The following is a 20,566-nucleotide window of genomic DNA, read 5'->3' as shown; positions in this document are numbered from 1 at the left end:
CGGTTTTATTCTTCTGATGGCACGGAAAAAAGTCGTCGCAGTCATCGCGGGGGGGGACTCCTCCGAAGATGTGATTTCCTATAAAAGCGGAGCGCAGGTTTACGGTTGTCTGGACCGGGAATCGTTCGAACCCTATCTGGTGGTTCTGCGCGGTACTTCTTGGCGGGTGAATCCCTCGGACGCCGCGCCCGAAGGCGCCGTGCTGCCGGTGGACCTGAACGATTTCAGCTTTACGGCCCCGGACGGGCGGCATGTGAAATTCGATTATGCGCTGATCCAGATACACGGGACTCCGGGCGAGAACGGCATCTTGCAGGGGTATCTGGAGCTGATGCGGGTGCCCTACTCTACCTGCGGCCCGGAGGTGTCGGCGCTTACGTTCGATAAATCGCTCTGCAAACTGGCTTTGCGGGGGAAGCCGGGAATTTGCCTGGCGAAAGAGATACTGCTGCGCCGGGGCGACCCGGTTCCGGAGGCGGAAGATATCATAAAGGAGCTCGGTCTGCCGTTCTTCATAAAACCGAATGCCAGCGGAAGCAGTTTCGGGGTGACCAAGGTCAAAACCGCGGAACAGATAGGGCCGGCGATCGAGGCGGCGTTCGCCGAAAGCGACGCGGTGATGCTGGAGCAGTTCGTGGACGGGCGCGAGGTGAGCTGCGGGATGATGGTTGCCGGAGGGAAAGAGTGGATATTGCCCGTGACGGAGTTGATTTCGGAGAAGGAATTTTTCGACTTCGAGGCGAAATACGAAGGGGCCTGCCGGGAAGTGACGCCGGCCGACCTGCCGGCGGAGGTCGTAGCGCGGCTGAACGAGGCGACGGCGACGGCATACCGCACGTTGGGATGCCGCGGCGTCGTACGGGTCGATTTCATTATCGACCGGGAGAGCGGACTGCCCTACTTCATCGAAGTGAACACCACGCCCGGTATGAGCGCCGCCAGCATCGTGCCGCAGCAGTGGCGGGCCGCGGGCCTGACCATGGGCGAGGCGTTCGGAATGATTATCAACGAAACATCAAAATAATTAACCGCTATGAGTACAAACTACAAGCTCAAGACCGAAGGGGGCCTCAAGAAAGGCGCCGAACCGATGGATATCATCACGCGGTTCGAGCGTATCCCTACCTACATCGCGGCTACGGCCGAGGACGGCGCGTTCCGCGTGGCGGCCGAAATCGCCGAGGCGATCAAGGCCAAAGCCGCCGCCGGGCAGAAATGCGTGCTGGCCCTGACGGCCGGAAAATCGCCGATCGGCGTGTACCGCGAACTGGTACGCCGTCACAAGAACGAAGGGCTGAGTTTCAAAAACGTGGTGATCTTCACCCTGTTCGAATTCTATCCGATCAATCCGGCGGAACAACAGAGCTATACCTATTCGCTGTACGAAGAGCTGATCAACCAGGTGGATATTCCCGCTTCGCAGGTACACACGCTGGACGGCACGGTACCGGCGGACCGGGTGAGCGACTATTGTAAACGATACGAGGCCGCAGTTCAGGCGGCGGGCGGAATCGACATCCTGCTGCTGGGGATGGGCGATCAGGGACAGGTAGCCCTGAACGAAGCGGGCACCTACCAGAATACCCGTACCCGCATCGTAGCGCTGAGCAATGCTTCGCGCAAGCTGGTGGCGTCGTCGTTCTACGGAATCGAAAACGTACCGACCCGCGCGCTGACGATGGGGATCGCCACGATCATGCAGGCCAAGCGGATTATCCTGATCGGTTGGGGCGAAGACAAGTCCGAAGTGGCCGCCAAGGTGATCGAAGGCGTGGTAGACGCCGCTATTCCCGCGTCCTACTTGCAGAACCACGGCAACGTGGAAGTCGTGCTCGACGAGGATGCCGCTTCGCACCTCACGCGGGTGGCGACGCCGTGGCTGGTGGGTACCTGCGTCTGGACGAACCGTTTTATCCGCAAGGCCGTACTCTGGCTCTGCCGGAAAGTCAATAAACCGATCCTGAAGGTGACGTACCAGGATTATATCGACAACAGCCTCGGACAGTTGATCGAAGAGACCGGACAGACCTACGACAAGATCAATATCCAGGTGTTCAACGACTTGCAGCATACGATTTCCGGCTGGCCGGGAGGCAAGCCGAACGCCGACGATTCGACCCGTCCGGCCCGGTCGTTCCCGTTCCCGAAACGCGTGGTGATCTTCAGCCCGCATCCGGACGACGACGTGATCTCGATGGGCGGTACCTTTATTCGTCTGGTGGACCAAGGGCACGACGTGCACGTGGCGTATCAGACTTCGGGGAATATCGCCGTGCACGACGACGTGGTGCTCCAGACGCTGGATACGGCCCGCGAATGCGGTTTCGAGGACAAGTACGAACACTTCAGGAAACTGATCCAGAGCAAGGTCAAAGGACAGCCCGAACCGTTGGAACTGCGCAAGTTCAAGGGGGCCATCCGCCGCGGTGAAGCGCGTGCCGCCGACCGCAGCTTCGGGCTGAACGACGATACGAACGTGCATTTCCTGAACCTGCCGTTCTATGAGACCGGTTCGGTGAAGAAAGGGGCCATTTCGCAGGCCGACATCGATATCGTGATCGACCTGCTGCGCAAGATCCAGCCCCATCAGATTTATGCCGCCGGCGACCTGTCCGACCCGCACGGTACGCACCGCGTCTGCATCGAAATCGTGCTGGCTGCCGTGAACCAGATCAAACAGGAGGGCGACAAATGGTTGAACGACTGCGTGATGTGGCTTTATCGCGGGGCATGGCAGGAGTGGGACCTCGATATGGTCGATATGGCCGTGCCGCTGAGTCCGGACGAGGTGATCAAGAAGCGCCACGCTATCTACCGCCACTTGTCGCAGAAAGACATCGTGCCGTTCCCGGGCGACGACAAACGCGAGTTCTGGGAACGTGCCGAAGACCGTACCCAAGCTACGGCGCAGCTTTACGATAAACTGGGGATGGCCGAATACCAGGCGATCGAAGTGTTCGTGAAGTACCCTATTTTCTAAGCAGGTAATGTTCGATGGGGGGAACGACCCCATGAGGACCGGAGCGGACTTTCAGTCCGCTCCGGTTTTGTTTTTCGGCGGCGGATGGCCGTCGGAGGCCATGTATATAGGACACGGGTTCCGGCACAACCGCCGGAAAGCCCGTTCGCACGGAGCGAAGTGTCCGAAGGGTCTATTCGTCCCTTCTCAATCTGGCCTTTTCCAGAAAACGGGATGAACGGTCTATGACCTTGCGGTAGCGTTTGTCCGATGCGCGGTTGCGGTTTTCCTGCGGGTCGGTCTTGTGGTCGAACAGCATCCGGGCGTTACCGCCGCGTTCCGGCCATTCGGCATAATTATAGCGTTCATCCACGACGTTATCGCCGCCTTCCCATTGGATATACGCATGTTTTCCGGTTGTTTCCCGATTTCCGTGCAGCGACGGGACGAGGCTCCGGCCGTCCAGTTGTCCGTGCGGCTCGTCCAAGCCGCAAAGCTCGCATAACGTGGGATATAAGTCCACGAATTCCGCCGTGTACCACACTTTCCCCGGTTTTATGCCCGGTACCCTTACGATGAGTGGAACCCGCGTAGCGCGGTCCATCAGGTTGTGTTTTCCCCAGAACGTATGTTCGCCCAAATGCCAACCGTGGTCGCCCAGCAGAACCACGATCGTATTGTCGGCCAGTCCCAGGGAGTCCAAAGCATTCAGGATCAGGCCGACCTGGGCGTCCACGTAGCTGACGGAGGCATAGTAACCGTGCTTCGCTTCGCGCTGGAAGGCTTCGTCATCCGTGTCTTTTACCCGTGCATAGGCGAAAATCTCCCGCGAACCTTGTACCTGTTTGGGGAGGCCTTCCGGTCGGAACCGGTTGTCTGCCAGCGGAATATTTTCTCTGCGGTACAGATCCCAATATTTTTTCGGCGCATTGAAAGGCAGGTGGGGACGCCAGAAACCGCAGGCGATAAAGAAAGGCTGGCCCGTATTCCGGAGCCGCTCGAGGTCGGCGACCGTTTTCAACGCCCCCTTGCCGTCGTCATAGGCCGAGTCCGGTACTTCGGCTGCCTCGCAGAACGGCCCGCGCATCGTTTTCGGATGGATGGTCCGCCCCGACGCGTCGTTCATCCAGACTTCCCATTTGTTGTATTCCGCCCAGTCCTTGCCGTATCCTTCGGGATGTACGCGCCACGGATATTCGCTCCATGTGCTGTCGTGGTCCCGGAGATTGTGGAAGACTTTACCGTTGGATACCGTATGGTAGCCGTGGTCGGTGAACCATTGCGAGACAGGTATTGCGTCGGGGGCGTCCCGGCTGGCCCAGGCGTCGAAAGCTACGAACCGGTCCGGATACCGCGGATATACGCCTGTCAGCAGGCTGGCGCGGGAAGCTCCGCTTACCGGAACGTTGCAATAGGCGTTCTCGAACAATACGCCGCCGGCGGCCAACCGGTCGATGTTCGGCGTTCGGATCTGCGAAACGCCGTAACAGCCCAGCTCCGGCCGTAAATCGTCGGCGATCAGCAGCAGTACGTTGGGGCGTTGGCAGATCGTTTTTTCGGCCCGGACACTGCCCGGCAGGCAGGCCGAACCGGCTAAAAGCAAAGCTATCGGTGAATAGTTCATGGACGTTTTTTCGGATTCGGTACCGTTTTTCTGTTCCGCATCTTTTTCTGTATTTTCGGCGGAACCATGAACAAAAGTAACGAATCCTCTCGGATTTCCCGGACAGGTAAAACGGACGCCGCCTTCCTGCCGAAGCAGGAAGGCGGCGTCCGTCGAGGACAGGAAACCCTATACGGATTACTTTGGGATTACGGGGCTTCTCATCTGCTTTAAATCCGCTCCCGATATTCCGTTCTTTTGTGCCGGGCGGTGCCGCACGCCGGTCGGAAAGGGCCTTTATGCGGACGGCACCGCAGGGCCGGCGGTTGAAGTAAAGCCGTGTATATATTCGAAACCCCGATCATATGTCTGATATGCCGAACGTGTTCGGCAATGATTTCCTCTATCGGCTCAGGGCCGGACGGCTTCCGGCCGTCGGGGGGGCGGCGCGAGCCGACAGGTAGGTCAAGTATATAATCAGGCTCGAAAATTATTTGCCTTTTTTCAGCAGCAAGTCCATATCCCTTTTGAGTTGGGCGAAGTCTTTCAGCCACGATTCGAGGTCCTCTTCGTGTTCCAGCTCTTCGTCCAGGATTCCTACCGCCATCTGGTAAGTGGCGTAGTCTTTGCCGATGGTCAGGTCGGCCAGGCTCTGGTAGCGCTGGATCGCGCAACGTTCGCTCTTGAGGTTCTGCTTCAGGATGACTTCCACGTACGGATCGTTCGGGGCTTCGTAGGTACATGCGGCCAGTTTGAACCACTCTTTCGGATCCAGTACCGGCGTTCCTTCCAGCTGTATGATGCGCGTTGCCAGTTTTTCGGCGTGTCCCAGCTCTTCGTTGGCATGGGTCAGCAATTCCGGCTCGATCGCCGTACGCTGCGGGCCTTCCATGATCCGTGCCCCGATCCAGTATTGGTAGTAGGCCAGCCACTCTTCGGCCAGCGCGGCATTCAGTTGCGATAATAATTCCGTAACGTCCAGTTTGGAGATTTCGACAGCATTTTTTCCCATGACAATATGTTTTTAAGGATTGGTAATAGGATAGATTTTGCCTTTTATGTATGCAATACCCATGCCGCACCGTCCGTTCGGCGGAACAATTTTTCTGGGTTTTCCGGAAAATAAACCTTAACTTTGATAGGATTTTTTCAGTAGTATCCACTAACCAACTCAATTTCAAATCAAAAACCGACATGATTAAAAAAATCAGAACGATCTCGCTGGCCGTCTTGGCGGCGGGGATGGTCTGCTTCGTCAGCGAAGCCGCGGCCAAAGCGCCGAAAATGAAACACGTGGTGATGATCGGGAGCGACGGCTTCAGCGCCGAAGTGATCGTCAAAAATCCGGGCAAATTCCCCAATCTGGAACGGATGATGAAAGACGGTTCTTACACGATGGAGGCGCGTACCGTGCTGCCGTCGTCGAGCGCCATCAACTGGGCCACCCTGCTGATGGGAGCCGGCTCGGAGATGCACGGCTTCACGGAATGGGGTAGCAAAACTCCGGAAGTGGAACCGATCTATGTCAATAAATACGGTCTCTTTCCCGGTATTTTCGGCGAAGTCCGCCAGCAGATGCCGGACGCGGTGACGGGGGTCGTCTATTCGTGGAACGGCATCGGTTACCTGTTCGAGAAGGAGGCTGTCGATCTGGACAAACCGACCCATGACGACGACGATGCCGCCACGCAGGCGTTCTGCGATTTCCTGAAGGAAAAACAGCCGACCCTGGCGTTCATCCACCTGGCCCAGCCCGACGGGACGGGACACGGCATCGGCTGGATGACTCCCGAATATATCGAAGCCTGCGAGAAGATCGATTCGCTGGTAGGGGTGATTTACGATTGCGTGCAGCAGAACATGGATCCGAAATCGACCGCCGTTATCTTCACTTCCGACCACGGCGGCAAGGGTACCGGCCACGGCGGCAAGACGATGGTGGAAATGCAGTCCCCCTATATCATCGTCGGCAAGGGTATTCCGGCCGGCCATAAGATCGAACGGATCGTCATGAAGTACGATAATGCTCCGACGATCGCCGACATGTTGCGGATCGAAGCTCCGGAGCAATGGTACGGCAAATCCATCCTGCGGTAAATTCCGCGTGCGGGGAAATATCGGGTACCGTACATCGACCCGTTTTCGGCTCGTGCCGGACTCTTCGGGTCTTGTCGAAAAATGCGAAAAGCCGGGCAGCGATACTGCTGCCCGGCTTTTCGCATTTCGCGTCTTTTATTCGGCTTTCAGCGAATCCACGGGATTGGCCGTCGCCGCCCGCAGGCTTTGCACCGATACGGTAATCAGCGTAAGCAGCATCACGATCGCCAGCGAGAGGACGAAAACCCACCCGTGCATCGGTGTCCGGTAGGCGAACGCCGTCAGCCATTCGTGCATGCCGTACCAGGCGAAAGGCGCCGCGATCACGAAACAAACCATTACGATCCAGACGAACTTGCGGTTGAACATGTTGAGGATTTCCGTTACCGTAGCTCCCATGACCTTGCGCACGCCGATCTCTTTGCGGCGGTACTGCGTTTCGAACAGCACCAGTCCGAATACCCCGACCAGCGAGATCACCACGGCCAGCAGCGAAAAAATCGTCACCAGGCCCGTCGTCCGCCGTTCCTGCATGTAGAGTTTGTTGAAGAACGTATCGTATACCTGTACTTCTGCCGGGTAAGTCGGATCCACCCCGGCCAACGCCCCTCTGATGGCTCCCGCAGCGTCGTACGGATCGCCCGACGTTTTGACGTACACCCAATCCAACGGGAACCCGATGTCGCCGACTATGAAGGCCATCGGTTGGACCGTGTTACGCAAAGAGGCGAAATTGAAATCTTCGACCACACCCACGATCTCCGTATTATTGACCTCGAATCGCTGGCCGACTCTCATACCGTATCGTTTGCATGCCGTTTCGTTGATCAGCAGTTTCCGAATTTCCGCGTTCCGTTCCGATTCCAGGAAATCGCGGCCTTCGATGATTTTAGCCCCCAGCAGCTTCGGCAGATTCCAGTCTGCGAATATGACATTCAGGCTTATCGGTTCGCCCTCGGCGTTCTCGCCGAATCCCCAGAGGGGGTAAAGGTCGTTCGAGCCCACGACCGAACCGCCGAACGATACGTCCGTTATCGAGGATTTCTCCATGAGGCGGTTCCGGATCACCGGGGCTTTCCGGGCCATATCCTGCGAAAGTTGTACCAGGGCGAAATGTTCCGTATTCAGTCCGGTCTTCATCGACCGCATGAAATCGTTCTGCATCTGCATGAACAGCGCGGCGATAATCAGCCCGATCGACACGACGTATTGGAAGCCGATCAGTGCCGTTCTCAGCCGCCGCCCTTTGGCCGAGGTGCCGAACGAACCTTTTTTCAGCACCAGCGCCGGCGGGAAAGAGGTGGCATAGAAAGCTGGATAGATGCCGGCCGCCAGCCCTACGGCGACGGCCACGCCCAGTGTCGTCGTGACGATACCGAGGTTCGCTTCGAGCGAAATGCTGCCTGAAATCAACTGATCGAACGAAGTGTAATTCAAGAGGTAAACCCAAAAAACAGCCAGAACGTAAGCGATCAACGCGATGCCCACGGCTTCGCCGATCAGCGCGGCACGCAGTGCGCTTAAAGGCGAACCGAGCACTTTCTGCGTGTTGATGCTCTTGACGCGCATCGGTACCAGCGAAGTGGAGAAATTGACGAAATTGATTCCGGCTACGACGAGAATGAGCAGGCCGATGGCCGCCAGGACGGCAGTCGTCGTGCGGCTTCCCTGTTCGGCCAGGTCGAACTCCGTATCGGTTGCGTAATAGATATCCGGCAGAGCGGTCAGACGGATGTCATCCAAGTGCATCCAGGTATTTTCGTCCAGTATGGGCCGGAGCCGCGACATCCATTCCTGCTTCAGGGCAGTCGAGGCTTCGGGCGTCCATAGTTTTACGTAAAAACTGTATCCGGAATTGGCCCAGCTGTCCGATTCCAGCATCCGGGTCCGGTCCATGGGAATGTAGATACGGTTCTTGATCTGCGTATTGTCCGGGAAATCTTCGTAAACTCCGCCGACGGTCATCATCGTCGCGGTGTCGTTCACGAACGTGATGCGTCGATTCAGGGCTGGAGCGCCTCCGAAGAACCGCAGGGCCATGCTTTGCGGAATCAATACCCGATTCGGTTCCCGGAGGGCGTCTCGGTTGCCCTCTGTCATCCGGAAATCGAAGATCTCGGCGAACTCCGGAAAGACCAGGGCTGTCCATTCTTTATAGCCGGTTTTACTGCCGTTGTTTTCCACCGTCAGATAGGGGCCGTAAAGGCTGAATCCCAGTTTGCTCAGGTCCGCCAGCAGGGCGCTCTGGCGAATCTGGGGAGCCTGTGCGAGCAAGTCGATCATCGGCCGTGAAAGTATGGGCGTGTAGGTCGTATTGTTTTTAGAGATTTCTACCCGATAAATTTGTTCGGCATCGGGATGGAATCGGTCGAAGCTCCGGGCGTAGTCCACCTGCGTCATAATGACGATGAAGGCGGCGAACGCTACGCTCAACCCTACGATATTGAGCGCAGAGGCCGTTTTGAACCGTTTCAGGGTGGTTAGAAAGTTCCGTAAAATCGTATTCATGTCGTTCTCGTGGTTTAGGTTGGTTGCTCAAACGGCTGCGGAAATCGTGCCAATATATATATATATATATATATCAATTAGTTAGGATTATGCAACGAATTTCCTGTTGTCTAATAATTAGACACGCTGTGTCTAATTATTGGACAACGTTTTACCGACGAAAGGAAGAAAGAAACGGGGCGGATCAGCGCAGCTTCCGGGCGAGGATTTGCCGCAGCTCTGCTGCGGTCGGGTCTATGGCCAGCACGGTGCCGTCCGTATCGATCAGTACCTGACATCCTGCGCCGCGACTGACGCCGTAGAGTTGCCAGATTCCGGCCCGGTCGTTCAGTTCGAGCAGGTTCAGCCACGGGTAGCCGTCCCGGGCAATGGCTTTGCGCATGGCTTCGGAGTTGCCGGTTTCCCGCGCTACGCCTACGACGGTGAACCCTTTCGCTTTGAATTCGTTATACACCGGGATAACGGCCATGCCGTTCCGGCGGCACGGACCGCACCACGAGGCCCACAGGTCGATCAGGGCCATTTTCCCCGCGACCAGCTCCGATAGCCGGTGTGTACGGCCTTCGAGGTCGGGAGCCGAGAAATCGGCGAACGGCTTGCCGACGGCGATTCGGCGATAGAACATCGTGTCCAGCCGGGCTGTGTACGGATGTTCCGGATAGCGTGCCGCGTAAACGGTACGGTAGATCTCCTCGCGCAGCGCATTCGATTCCGGAGCGCTGAACAATTGGTCGTTATAAAGCCAATAGTATCCGGCCAGCGAGGGATGGCAGCGGATATGTTCGTAACGCGCGTTTCGAACCGAGTCGTAATAGGCCTGCATTTGCCGGTCGGTGGCTGCCGCTTCGGGACTCAGGTGCGTGTGCGTTTCCCGCATGTCGTACCAGATTTTCCACAGGCTGTCTTTGGTAGAACGGTTTTGTTCGTGGTCCAGACGCTCCAGCAGGGTGCGGGCTGCGGCATTGTAATAAGTCCCGTTTTGGGAACGGGCTTTCTGTAATGAAACCCAGGCCGTGAAGACGGGAGTTTCGCAGGTGAAAACGGAATCCAAATAACGCAACTCCCGGTTGTCCGCTCCGCCGGTTATCCGGTTCATCGAGGCGCTGTCCATCGGGTATAACGTCATGCGGACGGTATCGGTATCGGGGAAGAAAACGACGGGTTGCCACGATCCGTTTTGCCATTCGTCGGCGAAAGCTAACTCGTAGGCCTGCGGCGATGCTTCGAAGGTGTGCCGGAAATGTCCGTTGCGGATCGGGATCTCCTGCGGGGGATTGACGCGCATGTCCTGGCCGGCCGGAGCGAGCAGGATGGTTCGGCTGTAAGGCCGGTCGACGACGGTACCTTCGATGACTGTCGTCCGGAGCTGCCGGGCGTTGGCGGCGAGGATTCCGGCGGTCAGCAGGAGGCTCAGGGCGGTGAAGTGTTTTTTCATGGGTTCGGTTTTGGAATTGGGCTTTGCAATTAGACGTAACGAAACGATATTTCGGATGTCCGGGATGTGCGATTTTTGATAGGTAAGTATATACGGCTTCCGATTATATGTTTTAATAGAAAGTGACTATATGTTTCCGAATGCGTTCGGTATATCAAAACAAAATATATAATCAGGTATGCGAAAATTATGAAAAAAGCGGGTACCCGACTTGTCGGGTACCCGCTTCCGAGCAATATGGGAATTGAAATGGGGCTCGCCCTGCCCTGCCCTCTTCTTTCGTCCGACGGGAATCGTCCGGCCTGGCAGCGCCGCCGGACGGCTTATAATCCGTGTTTGCGTACCGCTTCGAGCAGTTGGTTCATGGCCCGTTGCAACACCGACCGGGGCGTACCGATGTTCAGGCGTTGGAAACCGGTGCCTTCGACGCCGTAAACCGAGCCGTCGCCTAACCCCAGTCCCGCTTCCTCGACAAGGAACTGGTTCAGTTCCTGCTGGGACATGCCCCATTTCCGGAAATCGAGCCACATCAGGAAGGTCGATTCCGGTTTGTAACAGCCTACCGACGGAATACGGGAGGTCATGAAATCGTAAACGAAGTCGATATTGCCCTGTAAATAGTCCACCAGTTGTTCCATCCATTCGTCTCCTTGTTCGTAGGCTGTTTTCAGGGCCACGGAACCGAAGATGTTGCCGTTTTCGATATGTATTTTGTCCACCTCGGCCTGGTAAGCGGCGTGGCGTTCGGCGTTCGGGATGATAGCGGCTGCGGTCGAAAACCCGGCTACGTTGAAACTCTTGCTCGGGGCGATCAGGGTGATGGTCCGTCCGGCCAGGTCTTCGTTCAGCGATGCGATATGGATGTGTTTGTGCGGCCGGAAGATGAAATCGCAGTGTATTTCGTCCGAGATGATCGTTACGTCGTGTTTTTTGCACAGTTCCCCTATTTTCAGCAGTTCTTCTGCGGTGAAGACGCGTCCGGTCGGGTTGTGCGGGTTACAGAGTATGAATGCTTTGGCTTCGGCCAGTTTTTTGTCCAGATCGTCGAAGTCGATCCGATATTCGCCGGTGGCGGGATCCTGTACCAGCGGGTTGTCCAGCACCCGGCGGCGGTTGTTGCGGATCGTGTTGCCGAAAGGGTGATAGACAGGCGGCTGGATCACTACTCCGTCGCCCTCTTTCGTACAGCTCAGCATGCCGAAAGTCACACCGGCCACCACGCCCGGCGAAAAGGCGATCCACGAAGTGTCTATCCTCCACCCGCTGTGCCGTTCCACCCACCCGCGGATCGCGTCGAAGTAGCATTGCGGGCGGAAAGTATATCCGAACACCGGGTGTTTCATCCGTTGTTCCATCGCTTCGACGATGAAATCGGCCGTCGCGAAATCCATGTCCGCTATCCAGAGCGGAATCACTCGGTCGGTACCGAATACCCGCACCAGGTCTTCGTATTTTTCGCAATCCGTCCCGATCCGGTCGATGTACGTGTCGAAGTCGTATTTCTTCATGGGTTTGTTTTGTTAAAAGTTGCGCAAATTTAGAAAATAAGGGATACCTTTGCAACGTTTTAATCACATATGCTTGATTTTAGCAATCAGGCAGTAACGTAAAGCAATGGATAATCAGAATTCAGACAAGAAGCGGCCATTTGGTCGGGATGACCGCAGTGGCCGTTCGTTTTTTCGGATCCGCCGCGAGGGCGCTGTCCGCAGCGATGAGGATAAACGCGTTTCGGACGAACGTGCCGGACGTTCTCCGTATAAAAAGGCGGGTGCGGGACATAAACCGTTCCGTCCGGGTACGGATCAGCGGCGGGAAGATAAGCCGCGTTACGGCAATCGGGACGACCGGGGCGGTGCCGGCCGGAAGCCGTATGCCGACAGGAAGGATGACCGCGGGGGATACGGGAAAGGATACAAACCCCGGTTCGACGGGCAGGCGGCCGGTCGGCCGGCTTATGCCGGTCGCGACCGCAAGCCGCGTTACGAAGATACGGCTCCGGCGATGCCGGAGGAGATGCGTCTGAACCGTTTTATCGCGATGTCGGGGGTATGTTCGCGTCGCGAGGCGGATGAGTTGATCGAGGCGGGAGAGGTGACGGTCAATGGCGTTATGGTCGATAAACTGGGATCGAAGGTGCGCCCGGGCAAGGATGAGGTGCGGCTGAGCGGCGAACTGCTCAAGGGCGAAAAGAAAGTCTATATCCTGCTCAACAAACCGAAGGGCTATGTGACTACGGTGGATGATCCGCATGCCGACCGTACGGTGATCGACTTGCTGAAAGGCGAGTGTAAGGAGCGGGTCTATCCGGTAGGGCGGCTGGACAAGAATACGACAGGGGTGTTGTTGCTGACTAACGACGGGAATCTGACGAAAGAGCTGACTCACCCCAGTTTCGCCAAGAAGAAGATCTACCATGTCTTTCTCGATAAGCCTTGTACGGAGACCGATCTGGAGAAGCTGACGGAAGGCGTCGAGCTGGAAGACGGGCCGATTTATGCCGACGAGGTCAGTTTTGTGGACGGCAACCGGAAGGAGGTCGGCGTCGAATTGCATTCGGGGCGTAACCGTATCGTGCGCCGCATGTTCGAGGCGTTGGGCTACGAGGTGGTCAAGCTGGACCGTGTCTATTTCGCGGGGCTGACGAAAATGGGGCTGCGCCGCGGATTTTGGAGGTATTTGACTCCGCGGGAGGTATCGGCCCTGAAATCGGGATCGTATGAATGATATACCCTTGTGGTGCTGGTTTCGCGTCGGAGTGCTTCATCGGGAAGCGCTCCGTTTTTTATTGTACAGGATTTTGGAAAATCGGTTCCGGAGTATTACTTTTGTGGCGCGGTCGGGAAGTCCGGTCGTTGGTACCGAATGATTCCGTAGCTCAGCTGGTAGAGCACAACACTTTTAATGTTGGGGTCCTGGGTTCGAGCCCCAGCGGGATCACATGGATTCAGTAAAACCTCTCTCACGGGAGGTTTTTTTATTGCGCAAACCGGCGCAATACAGATTGAAAATCACTATTTTACAGATTATAAGACTCAGATTTCTGTCGACGGGTTCAAGTCCTGAGGATGCATAACGATGCAAATGAGGCACCTTCGCCCGTAACAAAATCGTAGGCCAAAACGACCAGCCGGGAAAATGGCCTGCAGTTTGGAGAAAAACGCACTGAATATCAATAAACTGCATCGTTCTTTTCTGAGTTTCTCACCCTACATTTGTGTCCCATCAAAAAGAGGAGAGAACCCCATGGAAAGGCAATCATTCAAAATCACTTTCTACTTGCGTAGAAATCGGGTGACGAAAGCGGGTCTTGCGCCGATCCTGTCCCGTGTCACCGTCAATGGCATCGCCGCCGAGATACCGGTCAAATTATCCAACGGGACATCCGTGCGAAAGAACGAGCCAAAAAAGAACAGGAAGAACTTATAGGGAAGCTGCGCCAGAGCGTGAAGCGGAACAAGGAGCTGATTACATTTCGCAGGCGAATCATGCAGACCATCACCCATGAGCTTCGTTCCCCCTTGACCGCCATCAACGGCAATGCGGAATTGGCGGCATCCGACACGGATGACACGCTGCGGCTTTCGCATATTCAGGTTATCCGGCAGTCGGTACAACGTATGTCCTCCATGCTTGCCGACCTGATGAACTACTTTCGTTTGGACAACGGCAAGGAACAGGTATGCCCGAAACCTTTCCAACTGCAACATATCACAAACACGTTGGAAAACGAGTTCGCTCCGAGGGCGGAACGGAAAAGACTGTCATTCCGCTCGGAGGCTTGTGGAAACGAGGTTGTGGTAGGCGACAGAAACCTGATACTCAGAATCGGTAGCAACCTGCTTTCCAATGCCGTCAAGTTTACGGACGAAGGTCATATCTTACTGAAAACAGGCTACTCGGACGGCGTGTTCACATTGGAAGTTTCGGACACGGGATGCGGCATAGCCAAAGTGCAGCAGAAAACCGTCTTCCGACCTTTCAGGCGGATGGCAAATGCCGCCACGCAGGACGGTTTCGGGCTCGGACTGCCGATTGTCCAAGATTTGGTGAAACTTATGAAAGGAACAATCAGGCTGGATAGCGATACGGGAAAAGGATGCCATTTTACCGTGCAGATTCCATTGGAAAAGGCAGAGGAAGATTTTACGGAAGTAAATGCTGTACCCCATATTCCCCAGCGTCTTCATAACCTTTCCGTATTGGTATTGGACAACGATGTAATGCAGCTTGATATGACACGGGATATGCTTGCCCGGAACACAATCAAGTGCGATACCTGCCGTAACACGGGAGAACTGCTTGACAGGATGAGGGTGCAGAATTATGACCTGTTGATTACCGACATGAAGATGCCCGATATGAACGGCTATGAGGTTCTGGGACTTCTGCGCTCCTCAGAAATAGGCAATTCACAGAGCATACCTGTCGTTGTGGCAACCGCACTTGACAAGAGTTCGGAAGCGGAACTGCTCGCCGGTGGCTTCTGCGGATGCCTGTTCAAGCCATTCTCCGCCAAAGAGCTGCTGAAAACAATCTCCCATAGTGCCGTACATAAAACACAAAAGCAGGAAATCAATCTGTCTTCGCTACTTGCATACGGGGATAACACCGGAACTTTGGAACGGCTTATCACTGAGACGGAGAAGGAAATGGAAGAAATACGCGAGGCTCACGATAAAAAAGATATGGCAGGGCTGGACAACATGATACACCACCTGCGCAGTTCGTGGATGTTAATCAATGCCGACTATCCTTTGAGGGAGTTGTATGACTTAATCCACCAACCACAATATAACGATGCAGTGTTAAACGAAAAGGTGCAAGCCGTATTGAATAAAGGCAATCACATTATCCGTATTGCTCGGAAAACGAAGGAGGGCTTATGGGAAACGTGATTGTCATAGACGATAATGTGGTCTATTGCGACTACGTGGGCAACCTCTTGGCAAAGGAAAGGATAACCACAGAAAAGATATACAGTTTTACAGCCGGCAAGAAAGCCGTCCTGTCCTTATCGGATGACGATATAATCCTCTCCGACTTGCGTTTCCCCGACGGGGACGGGATAGAACTGCTGGAACTTATGCGTGAATCGGGGCATTGCAATCCTTTCTTCATTATGACGGACTACGATGAAGTACCGACAGCCGTCCGTTCAATGAAGTCGGGAGCGGACGATTATATCAGCAAACGGAAATTGGAAAGCGACTTGCTGCCTGTGTTACGTAGCCTGTGGAAACGCAAGACTTCGTCCGGGACAAAGAAGGAAAATATCTACGAACGGGAAAGCGAAGTGTTCCGCAAGATTTACCACCGTATCAGACTGGTCGCCCCTACCGACATCAGCGTGTTGATATTGGGGGAGAACGGTACGGGCAAGGAACATATAGCCGAGAGGATACACCGTTTGAGTGACAGGTCAGGCAAACCGTTTGTGGCTGTCGATTGCGGTCTGCTGGTCCCGTCATTGGCAGCATCCACCCTTTTCGGACATGAGAAAGGGGCGTTTACAGGAGCCACGGAAAGCAAGAGGGGATATTTCGGAGAAGCAGACGGTGGAACGCTGTTTCTCGATGAGGTAGGCAATCTGCCGCCGCCCTGCGAATAGACCACGATGGACGACTGGAGCGGACTTCCCGACCCGAAAAGCGACGCCGTGCCCAGCATCGTCAGGATGACCGCCAGCCACGGGATACGGGCGAAAAAGAAGACCAACAGGAGAATGACGATGGAACTCGACTGCACGATTCCGGCTACGAGGCTCGGTTTTAGCCTGTCCGACATACGTCCGGCCGCCAGATTGCCGACGAACATGCCGAGTCCGGCCAGGACCATCAGCCAGGAGAGCGCTCCTGCCGGGAATCCCGTCACATCGGTCAGCAGCGGGTCTATATAACTGTACCAGCAATAGATACCGCTCTGCCCGATCAGTACGCCGCCGAAGATAAGCCACGGGGGCAGCGTTTTCAGAAACCGGAACTGCCCCTTGAATCCCGTGTCGGGCAAACTCGCCACCTGCGGCACCCAATGGCGGATGAAAATGAAAGTGAGCAGTCCGGCCAGCGAGGCGATCAGGAAAGCCACGCGCCAGGATACGGTGTTCGTCAGCCATGTTCCGGCCGGCACGCCGAGCAGCGTGGCGACGGTCATCCCCGCGATCATGATCGAGACGGCCTGCACTTCACGGCCCGGTTTCGCGAGTTTCCGCGCAACGATAGCGCCCACGCCGAAATAGGCCCCGTGGGGCAGCCCCGAAATGAACCGTGCCGCAAACAGAGTCCAGAAATCGGGAGAGACCGCCGCCATCAGGTTTCCCGCTGCGATGACCGCCGCCAGAAGCAGCAGGATCCGTTTCAGCGGGAACCTGCGGACGAGCAGCAACGCCGGTGCTCCGCAGCATACGCCGAGAGCGTATGCCGAAATCAGATGTCCGGCCTGCGTAATGGATATGTCGAGACTGGAGGAGATATTGCCGAGAATGCCCATCATCAGAAATTCGGCGATTCCCAGTGCGAAAGTGCCGAACGCCAATGCGATAAGACTCCTGTTCATTTTACGATTCGTTGAACGCTTCTGAAATTCGGCAGCAAAAATAGAACAATTACGATATAAATCATTCGCCTTTCGTCATGCGGTCCTGTAAGACGGCAAACAACAGGCCGGTCCCCGAATTACAATACCCATACAATACTGATACAATTTTACAAAGCATAGCGCTGATTACGAAAAGAATAACTATTTTAAAAGGGAAATATCCTCCGACAGTATATGAGGAATGAGCCGGTTTACCTGCTGCCGGTAAAACCCTTCTTTTCGCATGATACCATTATCCCGAAAACACCGTTACGATCCACCCGGATCCGCTTCAAACAGCCAAGCGGTCATACTCGACGTTTTCTTAGCAACCTATAAAACAGTTCACGCTCCGGGGTACGAATGCCCCGGAGTTTTTATTCACATAACCTGTTACCATTATGAAAACATGGAAGATTTTAGAAGAGAGCCCTCTGATCGTTTTGCTGAAAGACAGCGAAGAGAAGAGCGATTACACCCCTGCATCGGGCCAGTCATGGCAGACCGCCTATGACGCTTTTGCGGAACGAATCGCCGTATTCCTGGAACAAGATTATCCTCTTCGGGATGTATTGCACGCATTTTTCTACATCCGGGTCGAACTTCACGCCTTGCAACGTGGATCATGCTACAAGGCGGGAAAAAAATGCAGCTTATCGCCTGTATCTGACTAAAGCGCTGGAATTGGTCGAATCAGGAATCGAACTGGCGAAAATCCTTTTTCGTTCGTTTTCAAATCGAAGCACGGCCGGTACTTCCCACCTCCCGCCACTTAGGTGGGTATTCTCCCAACAGGCATTATTGGAACTGGGAACCGCTCTGCACGGTTGCGGCGCCTTGGTCGATGAAAAGGGCGCCAAACCCACTTTCACCGTTCTGATGCGCGTATTGTGCCGTACATTCGGTATTGTTATCAATGACATTTACGTCAAACGCACACAGATGTTCGACCGAAGTCAGAGCGTAACCCCATTTTTGAACCGGATGGTCGAAACAGTAAACCAAATGGCAGATGAACGGTTGAAATAAATCCTTTCCTATGTTCCGTTTCCGGGGCGAAACCGTTAAGCGGATCGCCCCGCAATGTTTTGGCTCCCGAACCACAATCAAAAAAATGATTATATTTATCAAAACGGCCGACTCATAGTCCATTGCAACATTAGGGAGAGAAAACAGCCATTCGCAGATTCATTGAAAAGCACAGATAGAAATATATCATTCGTAAATTCTTTGCTTATGAAAAAACAGCTTCTATTTTTTGCATGTGCGGTCGGATTATGCGGATGCGCCAAAGAAAATCTGCCGGAACACCCGGCTGAGACCGCAGCCATAGTCCAAACGAAATCCCGTTTTTTAACATTGGATTCCATTCAGCATTTGGCCGCCGAATTACCGGACGTTTTCAGCGAAAGTGCGATGACCCGTTCCGGTTATACCAAAGTCGTAGCCGATCTCTTCCCGTTAAGCGACATGCGCTCATCTTTCTCCACCAGGTCGGGAACAAAAGATGACGCTAAAGTCACCGAAAATATTTATGTAGTCAATTACGCAGACAACGAAGGTTTTGCGATCCTGGCGGCCGATACATCTATGGAGACGATTTTGGCCTATTCCGATCAGGGCAACATTACCGATACGATGGATAATCCGGGCGTAAGAATGTTTATGGACATGATTCCTGCTTATGCATCTACACAACTTGCCCGTAATTCGATCAGGGATTCCATGCCCCTGGAGGAGCAATATCCGCCGCAATCGGAACTTCTCCTGCGGCGGGAATATACCCAAATCAGCCCATTTGCTCCTGTCCGGTGGAGCCAATGGGTACCGTTCAATGACGGCCTTAATTTCCCGGACTGGCTGAAATGCAGCAATTCGCCGAACGGTAATCCTCCTGCCGGATGCGTAGCCATAGCGATATTGCAGATTATGGCAGCCAACCAATATCCGACCTCTTTTCAGGTATCGAACGGCTGGTATTCCTGCGATTGGAACAAATGGCGCGGGTATCAGTACGGAGCAAACTTTCCCGCCGACTCTTATGACCGGCGGGCGGTAGCCGCATTGGTGAAAGAGATCGGTTCGGCAGTGGATATGTCTTACGGTTGCGACGGCAGTTCATCCAATGTCGACAAGGCGAACGATGCCCTGCGGAACAGATTCAATTATGCGACAGACGGCATTTACAGTTTTCAGGCGGATCGTATCAAATCCGATTTGTCCAATAAACGCGCCATTTACGTCCGGGCTTATGCAACCGAAAACTGGATCGGCTATTCAGACGGCCACGCGTGGGTTATAGACGGTTACAAGGACGTCTATCAAATATGGGGAGTTTATAACAATGTCTACGATCCGGATTATAACCTGATTCGTCAGGATTTCGTAAAAGAACGCAAAGAAAAAGAGACCCGCTGGCTGCATTGTAATTTCGGTTGGGGAGGAACCGGCAACGGTTATTATTATGTCGGGGTCTTCAACACGGAGTTTCCGAACGAACTGGACCCCGGTTGTTCACGGCCGAGCGAACATTACTACTATCGCTTTAAACTCGAAATCATAAAGAACATAAGACCCAATATTTAAAATCTACGAATTATGAAATTGCAACTGTTGATGTGTGCGGGTTTATTGTGTATGGGCTTATCCGGTTGTAATAAAGAAGTGACCCGTTTTCCAAAATCCGACCATTATATCCTCCGGTATCAGAATCCGTCGTCGATGTATGCGGAAACAAAAAGCGCGGCCGATACTCCTCCGATCGGGAGTACACCGGCAAAGGTCACCGATGGACATTTCGTCGTCTATACCCGGCCTTATTCGAGTCCGGCACTCAGCGAATCGAAAGATCTGGTCGATGATGCGACATTCGAAACATTGGCCGAACGGTTCGGCGACACGCATTTTGGCGGTACGACAATCGACTGTCTGAGTGTGCCCGTCATGTACGTACAGACCGAAAGCGTGAATATCGTTTCAGATAATGATTACGACGCGGACCATCCAGCCGGATCGTCTTTGAACGACCTGTTTGTCATACAGTATAAATGCGTCGATAATATTCTGAAAAAACCGTATGATTTTGAACCGACCGATGAACAGCAAAAATGGGGACTTCCTGCGTGGTGTTTTGCAGAAAAGGTATCCGACTTCAATCTTAGACGACCGACCCTGCTCCAATTCAATTTTATATTTTCTCCGGTAACCGATCCGGAGCGGAGCGGTATCCACCGCTTCACGATTACGTGGGCGAATATCGAAGGGAAAGTACTGAGCGCCACGACCCAGCCTGTGCAGCTGGTCGGCAAGTCCCTGTAAACACAGCCGGCTCCTGTGATTTGTACAGAAAGAGATACGGGCGTATTTCGTGCGCCATGCTCCCGAAACA

At 54.5% G+C, this 20,566-nt stretch carries 16 protein-coding genes, 1 tRNA gene and 1 pseudogene; 11 read left to right on the top strand and 7 right to left on the bottom strand.

Going from position 1 to position 20,566, the window contains the following annotated elements:
• Positions 1-16 precede the first annotated feature (16 nt).
• Positions 17-1,024 (top strand): D-alanine--D-alanine ligase family protein, encoded by a 1,008-nt coding sequence (locus RIKMI_RS0112145; RefSeq protein ID WP_027291844.1) that lies wholly within the window; start codon positions 17-19, stop codon positions 1,022-1,024.
• 9 nt (positions 1,025-1,033) lie between these two features.
• Positions 1,034-2,980, top strand: coding sequence for a 6-phosphogluconolactonase (locus tag RIKMI_RS0112140; RefSeq protein WP_027291843.1), 1,947 nt, complete (start codon positions 1,034-1,036; stop codon positions 2,978-2,980).
• A gap of 172 nt (positions 2,981-3,152) precedes the next feature.
• On the opposite strand, the gene RIKMI_RS0112135 is transcribed toward RIKMI_RS0112140, so the two are convergent.
• Complete coding sequence (locus tag RIKMI_RS0112135) at positions 3,153-4,583, bottom strand: sulfatase (RefSeq protein ID WP_027291842.1); 1,431 nt, start codon at positions 4,581-4,583, stop codon at positions 3,153-3,155.
• A 469-nt stretch (positions 4,584-5,052) separates the two neighbouring features.
• Positions 5,053-5,574, bottom strand: a complete 522-nt coding sequence (locus tag RIKMI_RS0112125; RefSeq protein WP_027291841.1) for a ferritin-like domain-containing protein — start codon at positions 5,572-5,574, stop codon at positions 5,053-5,055.
• A 182-nt stretch (positions 5,575-5,756) separates the two neighbouring features.
• On the opposite strand from RIKMI_RS0112125, the gene RIKMI_RS0112120 reads away from it, so the two are divergent.
• On the top strand, positions 5,757-6,659 hold the full coding sequence (locus RIKMI_RS0112120; protein ID WP_211224114.1) for an alkaline phosphatase family protein: 903 nt from the start codon (positions 5,757-5,759) through the stop codon (positions 6,657-6,659).
• Positions 6,660-6,794: 135 nt separating this feature from the next.
• Here RIKMI_RS0112120 and RIKMI_RS0112115 read toward each other — a convergent pair whose 3' ends face one another.
• The 3 genes from RIKMI_RS0112115 to RIKMI_RS0112105 form a co-directional block, all read right to left on the bottom strand.
• The gene (locus tag RIKMI_RS0112115) at positions 6,795-9,167 is read right to left on the bottom strand and encodes an ABC transporter permease (protein WP_027291839.1); all 2,373 of its coding nucleotides are present in this window, start codon (positions 9,165-9,167) and stop codon (positions 6,795-6,797) included.
• A gap of 184 nt (positions 9,168-9,351) precedes the next feature.
• Positions 9,352-10,602: a peroxiredoxin family protein gene (locus RIKMI_RS0112110; protein WP_027291838.1), complete on the bottom strand. Its 1,251-nt coding sequence runs from the start codon at positions 10,600-10,602 to the stop codon at positions 9,352-9,354.
• A gap of 323 nt (positions 10,603-10,925) precedes the next feature.
• The gene (locus tag RIKMI_RS0112105; protein WP_027291837.1) at positions 10,926-12,110 is read right to left on the bottom strand and encodes a MalY/PatB family protein; all 1,185 of its coding nucleotides are present in this window, start codon (positions 12,108-12,110) and stop codon (positions 10,926-10,928) included.
• Positions 12,111-12,216: 106 nt separating this feature from the next.
• Here RIKMI_RS0112105 and RIKMI_RS14120 point away from each other — a divergent pair, with 106 nt between their 5' ends.
• A complete protein-coding gene (locus tag RIKMI_RS14120) occupies positions 12,217-13,329 on the top strand; it encodes a pseudouridine synthase (protein WP_051214540.1) in 1,113 nt (370 codons plus the stop codon).
• 140 nt (positions 13,330-13,469) lie between these two features.
• Positions 13,470-13,542: transfer RNA gene (locus tag RIKMI_RS0112095), tRNA-Lys, on the top strand.
• A 335-nt stretch (positions 13,543-13,877) separates the two neighbouring features.
• Here RIKMI_RS0112095 and RIKMI_RS15205 read toward each other — a convergent pair.
• The gene (locus RIKMI_RS15205) at positions 13,878-14,108 is read right to left on the bottom strand and encodes a hypothetical protein (RefSeq protein WP_051214539.1); all 231 of its coding nucleotides are present in this window, start codon (positions 14,106-14,108) and stop codon (positions 13,878-13,880) included.
• Between RIKMI_RS15205 and RIKMI_RS14110 the strand changes: the two genes are divergently transcribed.
• Together RIKMI_RS14110 and RIKMI_RS14715 are read left to right on the top strand one after the other, a co-directional pair.
• The gene (locus RIKMI_RS14110) at positions 14,091-15,500 is read left to right on the top strand and encodes a hybrid sensor histidine kinase/response regulator (RefSeq protein ID WP_051214538.1); all 1,410 of its coding nucleotides are present in this window, start codon (positions 14,091-14,093) and stop codon (positions 15,498-15,500) included. The two genes, RIKMI_RS15205 and RIKMI_RS14110, sit on opposite strands and share 18 nt — an antisense overlap.
• Positions 15,488-16,213: a sigma-54-dependent transcriptional regulator gene (locus RIKMI_RS14715; protein ID WP_084135300.1), complete on the top strand. Its 726-nt coding sequence runs from the start codon at positions 15,488-15,490 to the stop codon at positions 16,211-16,213. Before RIKMI_RS14110 ends, RIKMI_RS14715 begins: the two co-directional genes overlap by 13 nt.
• A gap of 14 nt (positions 16,214-16,227) precedes the next feature.
• Here RIKMI_RS14715 and RIKMI_RS14105 read toward each other — a convergent pair.
• Positions 16,228-17,157, bottom strand: a pseudogene (locus RIKMI_RS14105) (MFS transporter); the annotation flags it as partial.
• Positions 17,158-17,579: 422 nt separating this feature from the next.
• Here RIKMI_RS14105 and RIKMI_RS15065 point away from each other — a divergent pair.
• The 4 genes from RIKMI_RS15065 (at position 17,580) to RIKMI_RS0112060 (ending at position 20,496) form a co-directional block, all read left to right on the top strand.
• Complete coding sequence (locus tag RIKMI_RS15065; protein WP_027291835.1) at positions 17,580-17,852, top strand: hypothetical protein; 273 nt, start codon at positions 17,580-17,582, stop codon at positions 17,850-17,852.
• Positions 17,797-18,207, top strand: coding sequence for an RteC domain-containing protein (locus RIKMI_RS14710; protein ID WP_169715527.1), 411 nt, complete (start codon positions 17,797-17,799; stop codon positions 18,205-18,207). Before RIKMI_RS15065 ends, RIKMI_RS14710 begins: the two co-directional genes overlap by 56 nt.
• Positions 18,208-18,414: 207 nt before the next feature.
• Positions 18,415-19,764: a C10 family peptidase gene (locus tag RIKMI_RS0112065; protein WP_169715526.1), complete on the top strand. Its 1,350-nt coding sequence runs from the start codon at positions 18,415-18,417 to the stop codon at positions 19,762-19,764.
• A 135-nt stretch (positions 19,765-19,899) separates the two neighbouring features.
• Complete coding sequence (locus RIKMI_RS0112060; RefSeq protein WP_027291832.1) at positions 19,900-20,496, top strand: hypothetical protein; 597 nt, start codon at positions 19,900-19,902, stop codon at positions 20,494-20,496.
• The last annotated feature ends 70 nt before the right edge of the window (positions 20,497-20,566 follow it).

Origin of the sequence: Rikenella microfusus DSM 15922 (assembly GCF_000427365.1) — a bacterium.
Classification (GTDB): Bacteria; Bacteroidota; Bacteroidia; order Bacteroidales; family Rikenellaceae; genus Rikenella; species Rikenella microfusus.
The sequence above is the reverse complement of the archived record's forward strand: the minus strand, read 5'-3'. Positions and strand labels throughout refer to the sequence as shown.